This is a genomic window from Pseudomonas sp. NPDC088885, from assembly GCF_044750025.1.
Lineage (GTDB): Bacteria > Pseudomonadota > Gammaproteobacteria > Pseudomonadales > Pseudomonadaceae > Aquipseudomonas > Aquipseudomonas rustica.
The window spans coordinates 109,619-125,740 of record NZ_JBIVJB010000003.1; the positions used below are offsets into that span (position 1 = coordinate 109,619).

15 protein-coding genes are annotated in these 16,122 nt (G+C 60.8%); 14 read left to right on the plus strand and 1 reads right to left on the minus strand.

Annotation, left to right across the window (positions count from 1 at the left end):
* Positions 1 to 3: 3 nt before the first annotated feature.
* Genes ACIP1X_RS04180 through ACIP1X_RS04190 form a run of 3 tightly spaced genes read left to right on the plus strand, consistent with a single transcriptional unit; the run spans position 4 to position 3,658 of the window.
* Positions 4 to 1,560 carry a sugar ABC transporter ATP-binding protein gene (locus ACIP1X_RS04180; protein WP_400749595.1) on the plus strand — a complete coding sequence of 519 codons (1,557 nt, stop codon included), beginning with the start codon at positions 4 to 6 and terminating at the stop codon, positions 1,558 to 1,560.
* Positions 1,553 to 2,578, plus strand: coding sequence for an ABC transporter permease (locus tag ACIP1X_RS04185; RefSeq protein ID WP_400645803.1), 1,026 nt, complete (start codon positions 1,553 to 1,555; stop codon positions 2,576 to 2,578). The genes ACIP1X_RS04180 and ACIP1X_RS04185 overlap by 8 nt, the downstream gene beginning before the upstream one ends.
* A 24-nt stretch (positions 2,579 to 2,602) precedes the next feature.
* Complete coding sequence (locus ACIP1X_RS04190) at positions 2,603 to 3,658, plus strand: substrate-binding domain-containing protein (RefSeq protein WP_400749598.1); 1,056 nt, start codon at positions 2,603 to 2,605, stop codon at positions 3,656 to 3,658.
* A 555-nt stretch (positions 3,659 to 4,213) separates the two neighbouring features.
* Here ACIP1X_RS04190 and ACIP1X_RS04195 read toward each other — a convergent pair.
* Positions 4,214 to 5,161 carry a transporter gene (locus tag ACIP1X_RS04195; RefSeq protein WP_400749601.1) on the minus strand — a complete coding sequence of 316 codons (948 nt, stop codon included), beginning with the start codon at positions 5,159 to 5,161 and terminating at the stop codon, positions 4,214 to 4,216.
* Between the two features lie 209 nt (positions 5,162 to 5,370).
* On the opposite strand from ACIP1X_RS04195, the gene ACIP1X_RS04200 reads away from it, so the two are divergent.
* The 11 genes from ACIP1X_RS04200 to ACIP1X_RS04250 all read left to right on the plus strand — a co-directional run bounded on the left by ACIP1X_RS04200 (position 5,371) and on the right by ACIP1X_RS04250 (position 16,091).
* Positions 5,371 to 6,408 carry an AraC family transcriptional regulator gene (locus ACIP1X_RS04200; RefSeq protein ID WP_400749603.1) on the plus strand — a complete coding sequence of 346 codons (1,038 nt, stop codon included), beginning with the start codon at positions 5,371 to 5,373 and terminating at the stop codon, positions 6,406 to 6,408.
* 227 nt (positions 6,409 to 6,635) lie between these two features.
* Positions 6,636 to 7,523, plus strand: coding sequence for a Dyp-type peroxidase (locus ACIP1X_RS04205; protein ID WP_400749605.1), 888 nt, complete (start codon positions 6,636 to 6,638; stop codon positions 7,521 to 7,523).
* Positions 7,524 to 7,534: 11 nt separating this feature from the next.
* A complete protein-coding gene (locus ACIP1X_RS04210; protein WP_400749607.1) occupies positions 7,535 to 8,500 on the plus strand; it encodes a Gfo/Idh/MocA family protein in 966 nt (321 codons plus the stop codon).
* A gap of 183 nt (positions 8,501 to 8,683) precedes the next feature.
* Positions 8,684 to 9,436 (plus strand): GntR family transcriptional regulator, encoded by a 753-nt coding sequence (locus tag ACIP1X_RS04215; RefSeq protein WP_016774450.1) that lies wholly within the window; start codon positions 8,684 to 8,686, stop codon positions 9,434 to 9,436.
* Complete coding sequence (locus tag ACIP1X_RS04220; protein ID WP_400749610.1) at positions 9,433 to 11,163, plus strand: fumarate reductase/succinate dehydrogenase flavoprotein subunit; 1,731 nt, start codon at positions 9,433 to 9,435, stop codon at positions 11,161 to 11,163. The genes ACIP1X_RS04215 and ACIP1X_RS04220 overlap by 4 nt, the downstream gene beginning before the upstream one ends.
* Positions 11,164 to 11,189: 26 nt before the next feature.
* A complete protein-coding gene (locus ACIP1X_RS04225) occupies positions 11,190 to 11,435 on the plus strand; it encodes a ferredoxin family protein (protein WP_007959413.1) in 246 nt (81 codons plus the stop codon).
* Between the two features lie 250 nt (positions 11,436 to 11,685).
* Positions 11,686 to 13,089, plus strand: coding sequence for an ABC transporter substrate-binding protein (locus ACIP1X_RS04230; RefSeq protein ID WP_400749613.1), 1,404 nt, complete (start codon positions 11,686 to 11,688; stop codon positions 13,087 to 13,089).
* A gap of 137 nt (positions 13,090 to 13,226) precedes the next feature.
* Complete coding sequence (locus ACIP1X_RS04235; protein WP_400749616.1) at positions 13,227 to 14,009, plus strand: ABC transporter permease; 783 nt, start codon at positions 13,227 to 13,229, stop codon at positions 14,007 to 14,009.
* Positions 14,009 to 14,857 carry an ABC transporter ATP-binding protein gene (locus ACIP1X_RS04240; protein WP_159814803.1) on the plus strand — a complete coding sequence of 283 codons (849 nt, stop codon included), beginning with the start codon at positions 14,009 to 14,011 and terminating at the stop codon, positions 14,855 to 14,857. The genes ACIP1X_RS04235 and ACIP1X_RS04240 overlap by 1 nt, the downstream gene beginning before the upstream one ends.
* A complete protein-coding gene (locus tag ACIP1X_RS04245; protein ID WP_400749619.1) occupies positions 14,854 to 15,816 on the plus strand; it encodes a HEAT repeat domain-containing protein in 963 nt (320 codons plus the stop codon). Before ACIP1X_RS04240 ends, ACIP1X_RS04245 begins: the two co-directional genes overlap by 4 nt.
* Positions 15,813 to 16,091: a DUF971 domain-containing protein gene (locus ACIP1X_RS04250; protein ID WP_159814801.1), complete on the plus strand. Its 279-nt coding sequence runs from the start codon at positions 15,813 to 15,815 to the stop codon at positions 16,089 to 16,091. Before ACIP1X_RS04245 ends, ACIP1X_RS04250 begins: the two co-directional genes overlap by 4 nt.
* Positions 16,092 to 16,122 lie beyond the last annotated feature (31 nt).

The window sequence follows — 16,122 nt, forward strand, 5'->3', positions numbered from 1 at the left end:
TTTATGAGTGCGCCTGTCGCCGTGGCACCTGAGCCACTGATTCGGGTAAGTGAACTGAGCAAAACGTTTGGCTCGAACCGAGCGCTGGATCGGGTCAGCCTTGAGATTTATCCCGCCGAAGTGGTCGCGTTACTCGGCGCCAATGGCGCGGGTAAATCGACGTTAGTGAAGATTTTGGCGGGCAGTCAAAACGCGGATGCTGGCGAGATTCTCGTCGAGGGCCAGCCGCGCCATTTCAGCTCGCCACTGTCGGCGCGCAGGGTCGGGATTGTTGCGGTGCATCAGCAGATCAACGAGGGCATCGCGCCGGGTTTGAGCGTGGCCGAAAACCTCCTGCTCGATGAGCTGTGCAAGCCTGATGCGAACTTCTGGCTTAACCGCAAACGCCTTCTGGAACGCGCCGCGAGTATCGCTGCCGGTCTCGGCCTGAGCTTGCCGCTGGAGCAACCCATCGAACACCTTGGCCAGGCCGAGCGGCAATTGGTCGTCCTCGCTCGCGCCTTTGCCTTGCAACCGCGTTTGCTGATTCTCGACGAGCCGACGGCGGCGTTATCCGATGCCGAAGCGCAGCGCCTGTTTGGTTTGATCGATACGTTGCGCAGCCGTGGCGTGGCGATTCTTTACATCTCCCATCGGCTGTCCGATCTGCAACGGGTCGCTGATCGCGCGATTGTTTTGCGTGACGGACGATTGGCCGGTGAGTTCAGTGCGCGGCAGTTACCCGAAGCCGTTCACGCGATGCTCGGGCAATCACTGGCCGCGCATGTTTACACGCCGCAAGTGGCAGGACGGGAAGTGCTGAAGCTCAGCGCGATAAAAGTGCTGCCGCGTTCGAAGGCTTTCGATCTGACCTTGCACGAAAACGAAGTGGTGGTGCTGACCGGGTTGCTCGGCGCCGGCAAAACCGAGATCGCCGAAGTGCTGTTCGGTTTACGCTCATTGGCGGAGGGCCGCGTGCAATTGGCTGGCGTTGACTGGCAGCCGGGTTCGCCACGGGAGGCGATTCGCAGCGGGGTTTTCTACGCCGCCGAAGATCGCGCCAGTCATTCGCTGGTGCCGGATTTCTCTCTGCGTCGCACGCTGACCTTGCCGTTTCTGGAACGCTTCACCCGTGGCGGGTTTATTCGCAATCGCGCCGAAGCGGCGGCGGTCGAAGCGCAGGTCGCCGCGCTGGGCATCAAGACTGCCGGCATCGATGTGCCGATGACTGCGCTGTCCGGCGGCAATCAGCAAAAGGTTGTGCTCGGCCGCTGGCTGCTCGGGGAAGGGCGGGTGTTGATCCTCGATGAACCGTTCCAGGGTGTCGACGTCCGCGCCCGCCGCGAAATCGGCCAACTGCTGCGCGAAAGTGCCAAGGGCCGCGCGACGCTGGTGATTTGCGCCGATGTCGATGAAGCGCTGGAAATTGCCGATCGAATTCTTTTGGTGCGCGATCACGCGGTCGTCGCCGAATACCCGCGCGCCGGTCTGAACCGTGCCGAACTGGTCGCGGCATTGGCCGGCAGCGACGTTATCGAACATCCCCCTCAAGCCACGCCAAGGAGCAGAGCGAGTGCCTGATTCGAGTTCACTGTCATCGAGCGCACCGGCACCTGCCGAGCGCCTGCTGCAAGCGTTGATCCGTTATGGGCTGTTGTGGCTGCTGGCGGCCATCGTGGTGTTTTTCAGCTTCGCAGAGCCGGCGTTTCTGCGCGTCGGCAATCTGTTCAGCATTCTGCAATCGGTGTCGATTGTCGCGCTGCTGGCTTTGGGCGTGACCTTGACCATGGCCGTCGGTGGCCTCGATTTGTCGATTGGCGCGGTCGCGGCGATGAGCCTGATGATCGCCAGTTACGTCATGGTCGTGCTCGGTTGGGGCGCGGTGCCGGCGGTGTTGATCAGCCTGGCGGGCGGCGCGCTGGTCGGGCTGCTCAATGGCTGGCTGATCGTCAAACTGCGGGTGCCGGACATTCTCGCCACGTTGGGCAGCATGTTTCTGGTGATCGGCGTGCAGTTGATTCCTACCGGTGGGCGCTCGATTGCGGTGGGCATGACGCTGCCCAATGGCGAGGAAACCGAGGGCACCTTCAGTGCCGCGTTTCTTGCGTTGGGCCGTGGGCGGCTGTGGGAAGTGGTGCCGATACCGGTGTTGATCACTGCGGTGGTTGCGGTGGCGGTGTGGCTGTTTCTCGAACGTACGCGCATCGGTCGGCTGTTCTATGCCATCGGCGGCAACGAGCAGGCCGCGCGACTGGCCGGGGCGCCGGTGCAGCGCTTCAAACTGTTGGCTTACGTGCTGTCGTCGTTACTGGCGTCGCTCGGCGGATTGTTGCTCGCGGCGCGGTTGGGCCGTGGCGATGTCAGCTCCGGCAACGGTCTGGTGCTCGACGCGCTCGGCGCCGCGCTGATCGGTTTTGCCGTGCTCGGCGCAAAGAAACCCAACGCCTTTGGCACGCTGATCGGCGCGCTGTTGGTCGCCTCGCTGCTCAATGGCCTGACCATGCTCAATGCGCCGTATTACGCGCAGGATTTCGTCAAGGGACTGGTGTTGGTGCTGGCCCTGATGTTCACCTTCGGCCTCGCGCATCGGGCGCGCTGAGCTGCTTTTATTCAAGGATGTTGTATGCACGGTTCAATCAAACAGTTCGCGCGCCACTGCCTCTCCGGCGCGGTGCTCTCGGTATTGGCGCTGAACGCGCAGGCCAAGGCATTGCCCGGCGCTCCGGCACCGTTCGATAAGGGCCAGGTGCAGATTGCGCTGGTGGGTTATCTGTTTTCCGGGGATTTTCCCGAAGCGTATTTGCGTGGCGTAGAGAAACAGACCGAAGCGCTCGGCGCCAATCTGCGGGTGTTTGATGCGCGGCAGCAGGCGGCGAGTCAGGGCGAGATGATTGATCAGGCGGCTGACCTCGGTGTCGACGGCATCATCGTGCAACTCGGCCTGGCGGAAACCCTCAAAGGCCCGATCGACCGGGCGCTCGCCAAAGGCATCAAAGTCGTTGCCTTCGATGTTGATCTAAACACGCCACAAGTCACCCAAGTTGAGCAGGATCACCATGCACTGGCGCGTCTGGCACTCGATCAAGCGGTGAAGGACAACGGCACGCGCTTTGATGCGGGCTACGTGTACATCAGCGGTTTCACCCCGATGGAGCGGCGTGACGAGATCTGGAGTCAGGTGAAAAAGGCCAATCCGGGGATCATCGAGAAAGCGCGTTTCGGCACGCTCAACCCGCCAATCGCCAATTCCGTCGCCGATCAGGCCAGCGCCGTACTGCGCGCCAATCCCGACATCAGCGTGATCTTCGCGCCGTTCGACGAGTTCGCCAAAGGCGCGAAAATCGCCGTCGACGAAGCCGGCCTGGCGAGCAAAGTGAAGATCTACAGCGCCGACATCTCCACCGCCGACATCCAGATCATGAAAGAACCCAATAGCGCCTGGGCCGCGACGGCGGCGGTCAATCCACAAGTTGCCGGTGCGATCAGCGTGCGCAGTCTGGCCATGCTGATTGCCGGGGAAAACCCGGGGCAGCAAGTGCTGGTGCCACCGACCTTGATCACGCGGCAGCAGTTGCTGGATCTCGACGTGAAGAACGTGCGCGACCTGGCGCAGAAACTGCCAGCGTTTGGCGATACGGCAGATGTGGCGCGGGCGGCTTGGATTCCGGTGGTGAATTAAGCCGCTTGTTTGCGCAGTAGAAATGCTCGCAGGAACACCGCAAGTCCGTAGGAGCCGAGCTTGCTCGCGAAGGCGTAGTGTCAGGCGACACCTCTAATGCCTGACATGCCGCCTTCGCGAGCAAGCCCGCTCCCACATTGGGTCGTGAGTGGAGGCGGGATTTGTGGTTGGCGGGGATCAAAGGTGGGAGTGGGCTTGCTCACGAAGAGGCCGCGACATTCAACATCGAAGGTGCCTGAACGGGCGCCTTCGCGAGCAAGCCCGCTCCCACATTGTCGTGAGTGGAGGCGGGATTTGTGGATGGCGGGGATCAAAGGTGGGAGTGGGCTTGCTCACGAAGAGGCCGCGACATTCAACATCGAAGGTGCCTGAACTGGCGCCTTCGCGAGCAAGCCCGCTCCCACATTGGGTCGTGAGTGGAGGCGGGATTTGTGGATGGCGGGGATCAGAGGTGGGAGTGGGCTTGCTCACGAAGAGGCCGCGACATTCAACATTGAAGGTGCCTGACCTGGCGCCTTCGCGAGCAAGCCCGCTCCCACAGAGGGCGAGGAGATTTCAGAAGGCGTAGGGGATGCTGACCTTGGCCCAGAGCATTTCGCCTTCCGGGCGGTTTTCCACGTCGAATTCCTTGGCCCAGCGGATCTCCGCGCTGGCGTATTTGAGGAACGTCCAGTGCAGCGCCGGGCCGATGGCGAACACTTTGCCGCGCACGCCGTCGTCGACATCCTGCCCGGCGAACTGCACGGTGTGGCCGAACTGTTTGTCGTCGGTGGTTTGCTGGAGGAAGTAGCCGTTGATCCCGAGCATCAGGTCGTCGGTGAGCTTGTAGCTGGCCGAATAATCGAAGTGGAAGATCTGCCCGGACTTGTAGTCGGTGTCCTTGTTCTTCTCGTTGAAGCTGTAAGTGGTCTTCATTGACACCTCGGTTTTATCCGTCGGCAGCCAGGTGAAGGAGAACAGCGGCTTGTAGGTGTAGAAATTGTTGCTGGTGTTGGCCAGCCGATCAACGCTGTATTCGCCGGTCGGCACGGTGATCTCCAGGGCCGCGCCGAGGGTCAGGTTTTTGCCCATGTCCCACAAAATGATCGGCGCAACGGTGGTGTCGCCCATGCCTTCGCGCGTGTCGCTGAGGCCGAACACCGAGACTTCCTGCTTCAACCACGGCTGTGCGATGTAGCCGGCCAGACGCCCACCGAATACGCGTACCGGGCTCAGGTAGTCGAGGCGCGGAATCACCGCTGTCGATTCGATTTCGACATTCGGCACCTTGCCGCCCAGCGAACTGATGTTGAGTTTGGTCGACTTGTAATGGTTGTAGTAGACGTTGAACGCGACCATGTTCTCCGGAAGGCTGTCGACGTCCAGCGGCAGCATGAAGAAACCGTCGGTGCCGGGGCCGATGTTGTCGACGCCGGCTTCGGTGGCCAGCGCCGGTACAGTCGCGGTGCAGCCCAGCAAGGAAAGGGCCAGGCGCAAGGGGAATGTCGCGCGGTTCGGGTGCATATCCGTCCTCATTATTATTGTGTTGTGACGCAACGCCGGTACGCAGCACGCCCGGCACTATAGAAATAAGCCGTTGGCGCCTGTCAGGGCAGGGTATTGGCGGACACTGAGGGGGACTTCTGCGGACAGTCCGTCAAGCCTGTGCTAACTTCCTTCGACATAACCGGTTACAAAAATAACAATCAAGCGTGATCCGGAATGTCATCCCCATGAATGTAAAAGTCCAAGACCCGACTTTCGAACTGGCGCTGGTCTCGCCGTTCCTCCTGCAAACCCTCGCCGAAGTCGCGCAGAGCAAGGGCGTCGAGCCCGAAAGCCTGTGCCGTGGCCTGGGTTTTACCCTTGAAGACCTGCAGGATCCGGCGCAGCGGATTTCCTATCGCCAGGCCGTGGCGATGATTCAGCGTGCGCTCAAAGTCCTGCCCAATCAGGGCCTCGGCTTGTGGGTGGGCGCACAAAATGTGCTGGGCACGTTGGGCTTGCTCGGGCATGTGTTGTCGCTGTGCAAGACGTTGCGCGATGCGTTTGCCTTGGGCATTCGTCATCAGCACACGTCGGGCGGGATTGTGGTGTCGAGTGTCGATGTGGTTGGCGATCAGGTGCACCTTGATGCTGATTGTCGGTTGCCGTTCGCCGAAGTGCAGGTGTTCGCGGTCGAGGAGTTTTTCGCCAGTTTGCTGGTGTATGGCCGGGCGCTAGCCGGGGCTGATTTTGCGCCGATTGCGGTGGAGTTTGTGCATGCCGCGCCGGACTACCTCAGCGAATATCACCGACTGCTCGGGCCGAATGTGCGCTTCGGTTGCCTGCACAATCGCATGTTGATCGATGTGCGCTGGCTCGATGTGAACCTGCCCAATCACCATTCGCTGGCGCTGCGGCAGGCAGTGAAACTGCTGGAGTTGGAAGCGGCGCAGGTGCATCAGAAGCTTGATCTGATTCAGGCGGTGGAGCGGGCGATTGCGCGGGATTTGAGCAGCGGCAGTCATATCGAAAAGATTTCCGGCGATTTGAACATGAGCAGCCGCACCTTGCGCCGACGGTTGACCGAGCATGCGCTGACGTTTGAGGCGCTGCTGGAGCAAGTGCGGCAGGCGCGGACGATGAGTCTGCTGGCGAACCCGGACATGCCGATAGAGCGGATTACCGAAGAGGTGGGCTACAGCGATGTGCGCAGTTTTCGCCGGGCGTTCAAGCGCTGGACGGGGATGAGCCCGAGTGCGTGGCGCAATGAGAGCACTACGGCTTAGTGCACATGACCCTTTGTGGCGAGGGGATTTATCCCCGATGGGCTGCGAAGCAGTCCTGAAAACCGGTAACCGCGATTTATCAGACGTACCGAATCGAATGAAATTGGGGCTGCTTCGCAGCCCATCGGGGATAAATCCCCTCGCCACAGGTCATTGTCAGCGCCTTCTGAATCCCCACAAACTGTCCGGCCACAGGTAAACTCCCGCGCACTTTCCAAGGAGTTCACATGAGTTACTACCAGCCGGGCATTCTCGCCACCCCAGTTCCTGCGCAAGCACGTCACCTGTTTTTCGCCCTTGAATCGGCTGAAGCCCTGCCACAGGCGATCGACAACCTGATGAATCTGGTGGACGGCAAGTCGGCGGTGGTCGGTTTCGGTGAATCCCTGGTCAAGGCCCTCAATGTACAAATTGAAGGCCTGCGCAGCTTCCCGGCCATGTCCGGCGTCGGCGTGGAAAACCCGTCGACCCAACACGCACTGTGGTTCTGGCTGCACGGCGTCGACCGTGGTGAACTGCTCAACCGCTGCAACGCCCTCGAAGCCGCACTCGCTCCGGCCCTGCGCCTGGTTGAGATGCAGGAAGCCTTCCGCCACAAGGACGGCCACGACCTCACCGGCTACGAAGACGGCACTGAAAACCCGCACGACGAAGCCGCCATCGCCGCCGCCCTGCAAAGCGCCGGCACTGACGGCATGGTCGGCGGCAGCTTCGCCGCAATCCAGCAGTGGCAGCACGATCTCAAGGGTTTCCACAAACTCTCGGCCGATGACAAAGACAACATCATGGGCCGTCGCCTCAGCGACAACGAAGAGATCGACGACGCGCCGATTTCGGCCCACGTCAAACGCACCGCGCAGGAAAGCTTCGCGCCGGAAGCATTCGTCGTGCGCCGTTCGATGCCGTGGATTGAAGGCGATCGTGCGGGCCTGATGTTCCTCGCGTTCGGCTTCTCGCTGGATGCCTTCGAAGCACAACTGCGACGCATGAGCGGTCTGGAAGATGGCATCACCGACGGTCTGTATCGCATCAGCCGGCCGATCACTGGCGGCTACTACTGGTGCCCGCCGTTGAAGGATGGTCACCTCGATCTGCGCGCCTTGCGCATCGGCTAAAGGAGTAAAAAATGAACGTGGTGCGTTGGGGCATGATCGGGTGCGGCAGCGTCGCTGAACGCAAGAGCGGGCCGGCCTTCTACAAGGCGCCCGGTTCTGCGCTGGTGGCGGTGATGGGCCGACGCCTTGAAGCGGTGACTGACTACGCTGCGCGCCACGGCATCGCGCGGGTCTACACCGATGTCGATGCGCTGATCAACGATCCCGAGGTCGACGCGGTGTACATCGCCACGCCACCCGACAGCCACCATGCCTACAGCCTGAAAGTCGCTGCCGCCGGCAAACATTGCTGCGTGGAAAAACCCATGTCGCTGAATGCCGGGCAAAGCCGCGAGATGCAACAGGCGTTTGCCGACGCTGGTTTGCACTTGTTCGTTTCCTATTACCGTCGTTCATTGCCGCGATTTGCGCAGGTTCGGCAGTGGCTGGAGGAGGGGCGTATTGGTGAGGTTCGGCATCTGAGCTGGACGCTGACCAAAGCGCCGTCGCCGGTTGATCTGACGGGGCGCGACAATTGGCGCACCGATCCTGCGGTGGCCGGTGGCGGTTACTTCGCCGATCTGGCCAGCCACGGTTTTGACCTGTTTCAGTATCTGCTCGGCGATATCGTTGAAGTGGCCGGATTCACGGCGCGACAGGCGGGTCTGTACGCGGCGGAAGATGCCGTCAGCGCCAGTTGGCGATTCGCCTCCGAAGCGTTGGGCATGGGCTGCTGGAGCTTTGTCGCGGATCGGCGCGAGGATCGTGTCGAGATCATCGGCAGCCTGGGGCGGATCAGTTTTTCGGTGTTTGATGAACATCCCGTGCAGTTGCATGCCGATGAAAACATCAGCCTGGAAATCCCGCATCACGAACACATTCAGTGGCATCACGTGCTGGGTATGAATGCGCATATTCGGGGTGATTCACAACACCCTGCAGTCGCCGAGCAAGCGCTCAAGACTGACTGGGTCATGGATCAGATCCTCAAACGTTAAGATCAAAAGATCGCAGCCTTCTGCAGCTCCTACAGGGGATCGCGGTCTCATGTAGGAGCTGCCGAAGGCTGCGATCTTTTGATTTTCAACACCGAATCTAAGGTTATGCCCAAACAATATTTCTAACCTTGTCATAACAACTCTAAGATCACGTCATAACTCGTTATAACAAGTGATCCCGCGATGACCGATAACGTTCTCTCCCTCAGTAGCGTTCCTCTGCACACCCAATTACGCGACGTCCTCCGTGCGCGCATTCTCGACGGCGAATACCCGCAAGACAGCCAGATGCCGTCCGAAAGCGAACTCGGTGCACTGTTCAAAGTCAGCCGCATCACCGTGCGCCAGGCCTTGGGCGATCTGCAAAAAGAAGGGCTGATCTTCAAGATCCACGGCAAAGGCACCTTCGTCGCCAAGCCGAAAACCTTTCAAAACGTCAGCAGCCTGCAAGGCCTCGCCGAGTCCATGACCGGGCGCGGTTACGAGGTGATCAACCGCCTGCGCAGCTTCAAATTCATCCCGGCCGACAAGCGCGTGGCCGAGCGTTTGCAGGTCGCCGAAGGCGAGATCGTCGCGCAGATCAAACGCGTGCGCCTGATCAATCGTGAGCCGATTTCGCTTGAAATCACCTACCTGCCCAAAGCCGTCGGCGAGCGGTTGGAGAAGGCTGATCTGGTCACCCGCGACATCTTTCTGATCCTCGAAAACGACTGCGGCATCGCCCTCGGTCACGCTGATCTGGCCATCGACGCTGTGCTCGCTGACAGCGACCTGACCCAGGCGCTCAACGTCGAAGCCGGTTCGCCAATCATGCGCATCGAACGTCTGACCCACGACGCACAGGGCCAGCCGCTGGACTTCGAACACCTTTACTACCGTGGCGATGCATTCCAGTACCGCCTGCGGATCGACCGGCAAAAAGGGGAGCAGGCATGACCCGCAACGTTCTCGAACAGGAATACGACATCGTCGTCATCGGCGGCGGCACTGCCGGGCCGATGGCCGCGATCAAGGCCAAGGAAAAGAACCGCGACTTGCGCGTGTTGCTGGTCGACAAGGCCAACGTCAAACGCAGCGGCGCGATCAGCATGGGCATGGACGGCCTGAACAACGCGATCATCCCCGGGCACTCGACGCCGGAGCAGTACACCAAGGAAATCACCATCGCCAACGACGGCATCGTCAACCAGGCCGCCGTTTACGCCTATGCGACGCACAGCTTCGAAACCATCGAGCAACTCGACCGTTGGGGCGTGAAGTTCGAGAAAGACGAAACCGGCGATTACGCAGTGAAAAAAGTCCACCACATGGGCGCCTACGTGCTGCCGATGCCGGAAGGGCACGACATCAAAAAAGTCCTCTATCGCCAGTTGAAACGTGCACGAGTGAGCATCACCAATCGCCTCGTGTGCACGCGGTTGCTGACCGACGAGGAGGGCACCGTCAACGGGGTGATGGGCTTCGACTGCCGCACCGCCGATTTCCACGTGATCAAAGCCAAAGCGGTGATCCTCGCCTGCGGCGCTGCAGGGCGACTCGGCCTGCCATCGTCGGGCTACCTGATGGGCACCTACGAAAACCCGACCAATGCCGGCGACGGCTACGCGATGGCCTATCACGCCGGCGCCGAACTGGCCAACCTCGAGTGCTTCCAGATCAACCCGCTGATCAAGGATTACAACGGCCCGGCCTGCGCGTACGTCACCGGCCCGCTGGGCGGCTACACCGCCAACAACAAGGGCGAACGCTTCATCGATTGCGACTACTGGAGCGGGCAGATGATGTGGGAATTCCACCAGGAACTGGAGAGCGGCAACGGCCCGGTGTTCCTCAAACTCGATCACCTGGCCGAAGAAACCATCCAGAACATCGAGGAAATCCTCCATAGCAACGAGCGCCCGAGTCGCGGCCAGTTTCACGCCAATCGCGGCACTGACTACCGCACTCAAATGGTTGAAATGCACATTTCCGAAATCGGTTTTTGCAGCGGTCACTCGGCGTCTGGCGTGTGGGTCAACGAACGCGCCGAGACCTCGGTGAAAGGCTTGTACTCGGCGGGTGACATGGCCGCTGTGCCGCATAACTACATGCTCGGCGCGTTCACCTACGGCTGGTTCGCCGGGCACAACGCTGCGGATTTTGTCGCCGGACGCGAGTTTTCTGCGCTGGATGCCGAGCAGATTGAAAAGGAAAAAGCCCGGGTCTACGCACCGCTGGATCGCGAACACGGTCTGCCGCCGGCGCAGGTCGAGTACAAGCTGCGACGCTTCGTTAACGACTACCTGCAACCGCCGAAAGTGACCAAGAAAATGCAGATCGGCCTGCAACGCTTCAGCGACATCGAACGCGATCTTGATCAGATGAAAGCCAACAACGCCCACGAACTGATGCGCGCCATGGAAACCAGCGTGATTCGCGACTGTGCCGAAATGGCTGCGCGCGCCTCGTTGTTCCGTGCGGAAAGTCGTTGGGGTCTTTATCACTATCGCGTCGATCACCCGCAGCGCAACGACAGCGAGTGGTTCTGCCATTGCCATCTGAAGAAGGGCGATGACGGCCAGATGACCAGTTTCAAGAAAGCCGTCGAGCCTTACATCATCCCGCTCGATGCCGAGGAAATGCAGGCCTACGACCGTTTGCGGGTCGGCGCCTTTGCCGCTTGATGCACACCTGAAAGAGAGTCCGAACCATGGCCTATCAAGCTCAAGAAATCTTCTTCCGCTCCAACGCCCCCGTCACCGTCGATGAGGACAAATGCATCGCCGAAAAGGGCTGCACCGTGTGTGTCGACGTTTGCCCGATGGACTTGCTGGCGATTAATCCGGCGACGCAGAAGGCCTACATGGCGTTCGATGAATGCTGGTACTGCATGCCGTGCGAGAAGGATTGCCCGACGGGTGCCGTGAAAGTCGAGATCCCCTATTTATTGCGTTGAAACGCAATCGAAATGTGGGAGGGGGCTTGCTCCCGAAGAGGCCGGCATGGCTGGCATCTCTGTTGACTGGAACACCGCTTTCGGGAGCAAGCCCCCTCCCACAAGGGATCTCCCACATTTGGGATTTGTGGCAAACCATTAGCCATCCGGTAAACCCCGGACGCTGGATTCACCGAAAACCCCTCGTTTCCCACCGCGCCCTGATCGCGGCGGAGACGAATTCAAATAAATGATTCGAGGGGAAACAACCATGTTGCGTGCAGCAATCGCCGGTCTGGTACTGGCTTCGTTCACCTTGTCGGCCTCGGCCGAAACCATCCGCATCGCCATCGGCACCCAGGACACCACCATCAACTGCGCCGCTGGCGGGTTGTTGATTCGTGAACTCGGACTGCTCGACAAATACCTGCCCCACGACGGCGCCTACAAAGACGCCAAGTACGATGTGCAGTGGAAGAACTTCACCAGCGGCGCACCGCTGACCAACGAGATGGTCGCCGGCAAACTCGACTTCGGCGCCATGGCCGATTTCCCTGGTGCGTTCAACGGCGTGGCGTTTGAAACCGCCGGCAAGCACAGCCTGTTTATCAGCGTGCTGTCGGGCAGCATCAAGGGCAGCGGCAACGGCATTGTCGTGCCGAGCGCATCGGGTGTGCAGTCGCTGAGCGAACTCAAAGGCAAGACCATTTCCGTGCCGTTCGCTTCCACCGCGCACGGCATGTTGCTGCGTGCCGTCGCGGCGCAGGGCTGGGATCCACTGAAAGATGTGAACATCATCGCCCAGCCGCCGGAAGTCGCCGGCTCCGCGTTGCAGGCCGGCAAAATCGACGCTCACGCTGATTTTGTGCCGTTCGCCGAACTGTTCCCGAGCCGTGGTTTTGCGCGCAAGATTTATGACGGCGCCCAGGCCAATGCGCCGACGTTCCATGGTGCGCTGGTGGATCAGGCGTATGCGAAGAAATACCCGGAAGTCGTCGTCGCTTATCTGCGTGCGAGCATCGAGGCCAATCAGTTGCTCGCCGCTGAGCCTGAGAAGTACAGCGAGCTGATCGCCAAAGTCACTGGCGTCGATGCCGAGGTGAATTACCTGTTCCATGGCCCGCTCGGTGTGCAGACCCGCGACCTGAGCTGGAAGCCTGAATATCGTCAGGCGGTGGGGACTGCGATCGACACGTTGAAGCTGCTGAAGAAGGCTGATCGTGGGCTCGATCTGAACAACTTCATTGACGATCAATATATTCGTGCGGCGTTCAAGGCGTCGGGTCTGGATTACACGGCGCAACTGGCGGATTACGCGCAGACGCCGTTGAAGAGCACGGATGCGGTAACGGGAAAAGCAATCACTGACGTTAGCCATGTCGCAGAAATCTGGGTGCGCGGTGAGGGCAAGGTGCGCCAATACGCCTCGGCGGAAGAGGCGTTTACTGCGCTGGCGGCGTTGAAGCAAGAAGGTAAAAACGTTCGGGCGGTGTATGCGCAGGCCAGTGATAGCGGGATCAAGTTGTTGGCTGAGCAGGCGTGGTTTGCCAGCGATGCCAAGGGGCGCTTGAGCGCCTTCCTGCTCAAAGGCCAGGCTCAGCAATTTGCCTCGGCGCAGGGCGGCAAAGTCTTTGACTTCACCGACGCCACCACCCAAGCCGTTGCCATCCGCTAACCCGGTAAACACCTCGGTCAACTGTGGGAGCGGGCTTGCTCGCGAAGGCGTCTTGTCAGTCAGCACAGCTACATCTGACACACCGCTTTCGCGAGCAAGCCCGCTCCCACAGGGGATCTCGGTTGTGAGGAATTATTGTGTATCCACCTTACTTTCGCTGGGTTCCGAGGGCCGCATCACTGCTGCTCTGCCTGCTGTTCTGGCAACTCGCCGCCAGCCACCACTGGAACCTCGGCCTCGTCACCTTCGCCAACGTGCCGACACCCATCGCGGTGATCGAAGCCGCGCTGGGCCTCGGCGACTCCGGCAAGCTCCTGCAACACCTCACCGCCAGCCTCAGCCGCGTCTTCGCTGGCTACCTCGCGGCACTGGTGATCGGCATCGCCCTGGGCCTCGCCATCGGCCGTTCAAAATGGGCCGAAGACTTGCTGCTGCCACCGCTGGAAGTCCTGCGCCCAATCCCCGCCGTCGCGTGGATTCCGCTGGCGATTCTGATGTTCCCGTCCTCCGAATTGTCGATGGTCTTCATCACCTTCACCGGCGCGTTGTTCCCGATCCTGCTCAACACCGTGCACGGCGTCGAAGGCGTCGACCCCCGCCTGATCGCCTCAGCGAAAAGCCTCGGGGCAGGGCGCCGGGCGATCCTGCTGGAAGTGATCCTGCCCGGCGCTGCGCCAAGCATCATCACCGGTTTGGCGATCGGCATGGGCACTTCATGGTTCTGCCTGGTCACGGCGGAAATGATCTCCGGCCAGTTCGGCATCGGCTATTACACCTGGGAGTCCTACACCATTCAGAACTACGCCGACATCGTCGTCGGCATGCTCTTGATCGGGGTGTTGGGCATGGGCAGCAGTCTGCTGATCAAACGTCTGGGCGGGTTGTTCACGCCTTGGCATCGACCGCGAGGAAAAGCCTGATGAGCGTCATGCAAACCCCGGAAGGGCGGATCGACATCCGTCAATTGTCCATCGTCCTCGGCGAAGGTCGCGAAGCCTTTGAAGCGGTGCAAGGCCTCGATTGCCAGATCGAGCCCGGCCAGTTCGTGTGCATTCTCGGCCCGTCCGGTTGCGGCAAATCGACGTTGCTCGGTGCATTGGCCGGGCATTTGAGCGCTCACGCCGGCAGCCTGAAAGTTGATGGCGGCGAAGTGTCTGGCCCATCACCGCAGCGCGGCATGGTGTTCCAGCATCACACGCTGTTTCCGTGGCGCACGGTGCGCGACAACGTCGCTTTCGGCCTGAAGATGCGCGGCATCGGCAAGGCTGAACGGCATCGCGCTGCTGACGATATTCTCAAACTGGTCGGCCTCGAAGGCTTTGCCGAACGCTGGCCCGATCAACTCTCTGGCGGCATGCAGCAACGCGTGGAAATCGCCCGGGTGCTGGTCAATCGCCCGCGCCTGTTGCTGATGGACGAGCCATTCGGCGCGCTGGATGCGCTGACCCGCCTGAACATGCAAGAGCTGTTGCTGGACATCTGGACACGCATCCGCACCACCGTGGTGTTCGTCACCCATGACATCGACGAGGCGCTATTTCTTGCCGATCGCTTGCTGGTGATGAGCGCACGGCCGGGGCGCATCATCGAAGATCTGCGCCTCGACTTTGCCCGACCGCGCACCAGCGAGCTGGTCACCAGCCCTGAGTTCTCGCGCCTCAAACGCCACTGCCTCGACCTGCTGCGCCACGACGACGACCGACCGCTGCCGCGCCTCAACCCGCTCGGTCTGCCTCCCGAAAACCCTTTGCCGCGATTTGCCCTATGACCTCTATTTTTGCTGTGACCGATAACGATGACATCCTCGCCCTGCAACCGCGTTTGACCGCTGAAGACGCTGGCGTGCGGCGCATTGCCCTGATTGATCTGGCCGATCTCGAAGAGCCCGATGGCCTGCTCTGGCTGGTTGATCGCTTGGGCCAGGACCCCGCCGAAGAAGTCCGGGCTGAAGCCGCGCGATTGCTGGAGGCATGGGAAGATGAAGACGTCGTGCAAGCCTTGTGCGAGGCGTTGACTGATCCCGCGCCCTCGGTGCAATCCGCTGCCGCGCAGAGTTTGAGCCTGCTCAAAACCGAAGCGGCGGGGCGGGTGATTCTGCCGTGGACTGATCACGCTGATGTCAGCGTTCGTATTGCGGCGTTCCGTGCATTGCGTGAACTGCGATTCGCCGATGCCGCACCCGCTGCGGTCACTGCGCTGAACGATGCCGATGCCAGCGTTCGCCGCGAAGCGGTGGGCGTACTCGGCTGGCTCAAGCAACTCGACGCGTTACCGGCATTAGCAAGATTGGCCAGCGACGATCCCGACACCGAAGTGCGCCGCGCCGCCACCGGTGCATTGGGCCTGGCCTCCAGCGCCGACGTTCTGCCAGCCCTGCGCCAAGCCTTACAGGACAACGCCTGGCAAGTGCGCGAAGAAGCCGCGACCACGTTGGGCAAAGTCGGCCACATTGACGCCGGCGCAGCACTGGTTGACGCCTTGAGCGATGACTATTGGCAGGTACGTTTGCGTGCCACGCGCAGCCTCGGTCGCCTGCGTTTCGCTCCGGCGCTGGACGCATTGATCGACACCCTCGGCCATCGCATCAGCAACCTGCGCAAAGAAGCCGCACTGGCCTTGGGTGAACTGAATGATCGCGGTGCCGTCGCCGCGTTGCAGGCCGCGCAGGATGACGGCGACCCGGAAGTGCGCAAAGCCGTGCGCATCGCCCTGAGTCAGCTGCAATGAACCCGTTGTCCGTCGGTAATTCACAAAGTGAACGAACGCTGCGCCTGAACTGGCCGGACGGCCGCGAACAGCAACTCAACCACGCCGAACTGCGCCGCCAGTGCCCCTGCTCGCAATGCCGCGCGTTTCGCCTGAAAGGCATGGTGCCGCTGGTAGATGAGCGCATTCGCCTGATCGAACTCAATCCCCAAGGCTACGGCGTGCAACTGATCTTCAGCGACGGCCACCAACGCGGCATCTACCCGTGGGCCTACTTGGCACAACTCAATTCCTGATCCGGCAACAATCCAAATGTGGGAGCGGGCT

What these genes read in the sequence shown, in the direction of transcription:
- ACIP1X_RS04245 (WP_400749619.1), top strand. Translation starts at nt 14,854, where the DNA reads ATGACCTCTATTTTTGCTGTGACCGATAACGATGACATCCTCGCCCTG.
- ACIP1X_RS04240 (WP_159814803.1), top strand. Translation starts at nt 14,009, where the DNA reads ATGAGCGTCATGCAAACCCCGGAAGGGCGGATCGACATCCGTCAATTG.
- ACIP1X_RS04195 (WP_400749601.1), bottom strand. Translation starts at nt 5,161, where the DNA reads ATGCACCCGAACCGCGCGACATTCCCCTTGCGCCTGGCCCTTTCCTTG.
- ACIP1X_RS04180 (WP_400749595.1), top strand. Translation starts at nt 4, where the DNA reads ATGAGTGCGCCTGTCGCCGTGGCACCTGAGCCACTGATTCGGGTAAGT.
- ACIP1X_RS04230 (WP_400749613.1), top strand. Translation starts at nt 11,686, where the DNA reads ATGTTGCGTGCAGCAATCGCCGGTCTGGTACTGGCTTCGTTCACCTTG.
- ACIP1X_RS04210 (WP_400749607.1), top strand. Translation starts at nt 7,535, where the DNA reads ATGAACGTGGTGCGTTGGGGCATGATCGGGTGCGGCAGCGTCGCTGAA.
- ACIP1X_RS04200 (WP_400749603.1), top strand. Translation starts at nt 5,371, where the DNA reads ATGAATGTAAAAGTCCAAGACCCGACTTTCGAACTGGCGCTGGTCTCG.
- ACIP1X_RS04250 (WP_159814801.1), top strand. Translation starts at nt 15,813, where the DNA reads ATGAACCCGTTGTCCGTCGGTAATTCACAAAGTGAACGAACGCTGCGC.
- ACIP1X_RS04190 (WP_400749598.1), top strand. Translation starts at nt 2,603, where the DNA reads ATGCACGGTTCAATCAAACAGTTCGCGCGCCACTGCCTCTCCGGCGCG.
- ACIP1X_RS04225 (WP_007959413.1), top strand. Translation starts at nt 11,190, where the DNA reads ATGGCCTATCAAGCTCAAGAAATCTTCTTCCGCTCCAACGCCCCCGTC.
- ACIP1X_RS04215 (WP_016774450.1), top strand. Translation starts at nt 8,684, where the DNA reads ATGACCGATAACGTTCTCTCCCTCAGTAGCGTTCCTCTGCACACCCAA.
- ACIP1X_RS04220 (WP_400749610.1), top strand. Translation starts at nt 9,433, where the DNA reads ATGACCCGCAACGTTCTCGAACAGGAATACGACATCGTCGTCATCGGC.
- ACIP1X_RS04205 (WP_400749605.1), top strand. Translation starts at nt 6,636, where the DNA reads ATGAGTTACTACCAGCCGGGCATTCTCGCCACCCCAGTTCCTGCGCAA.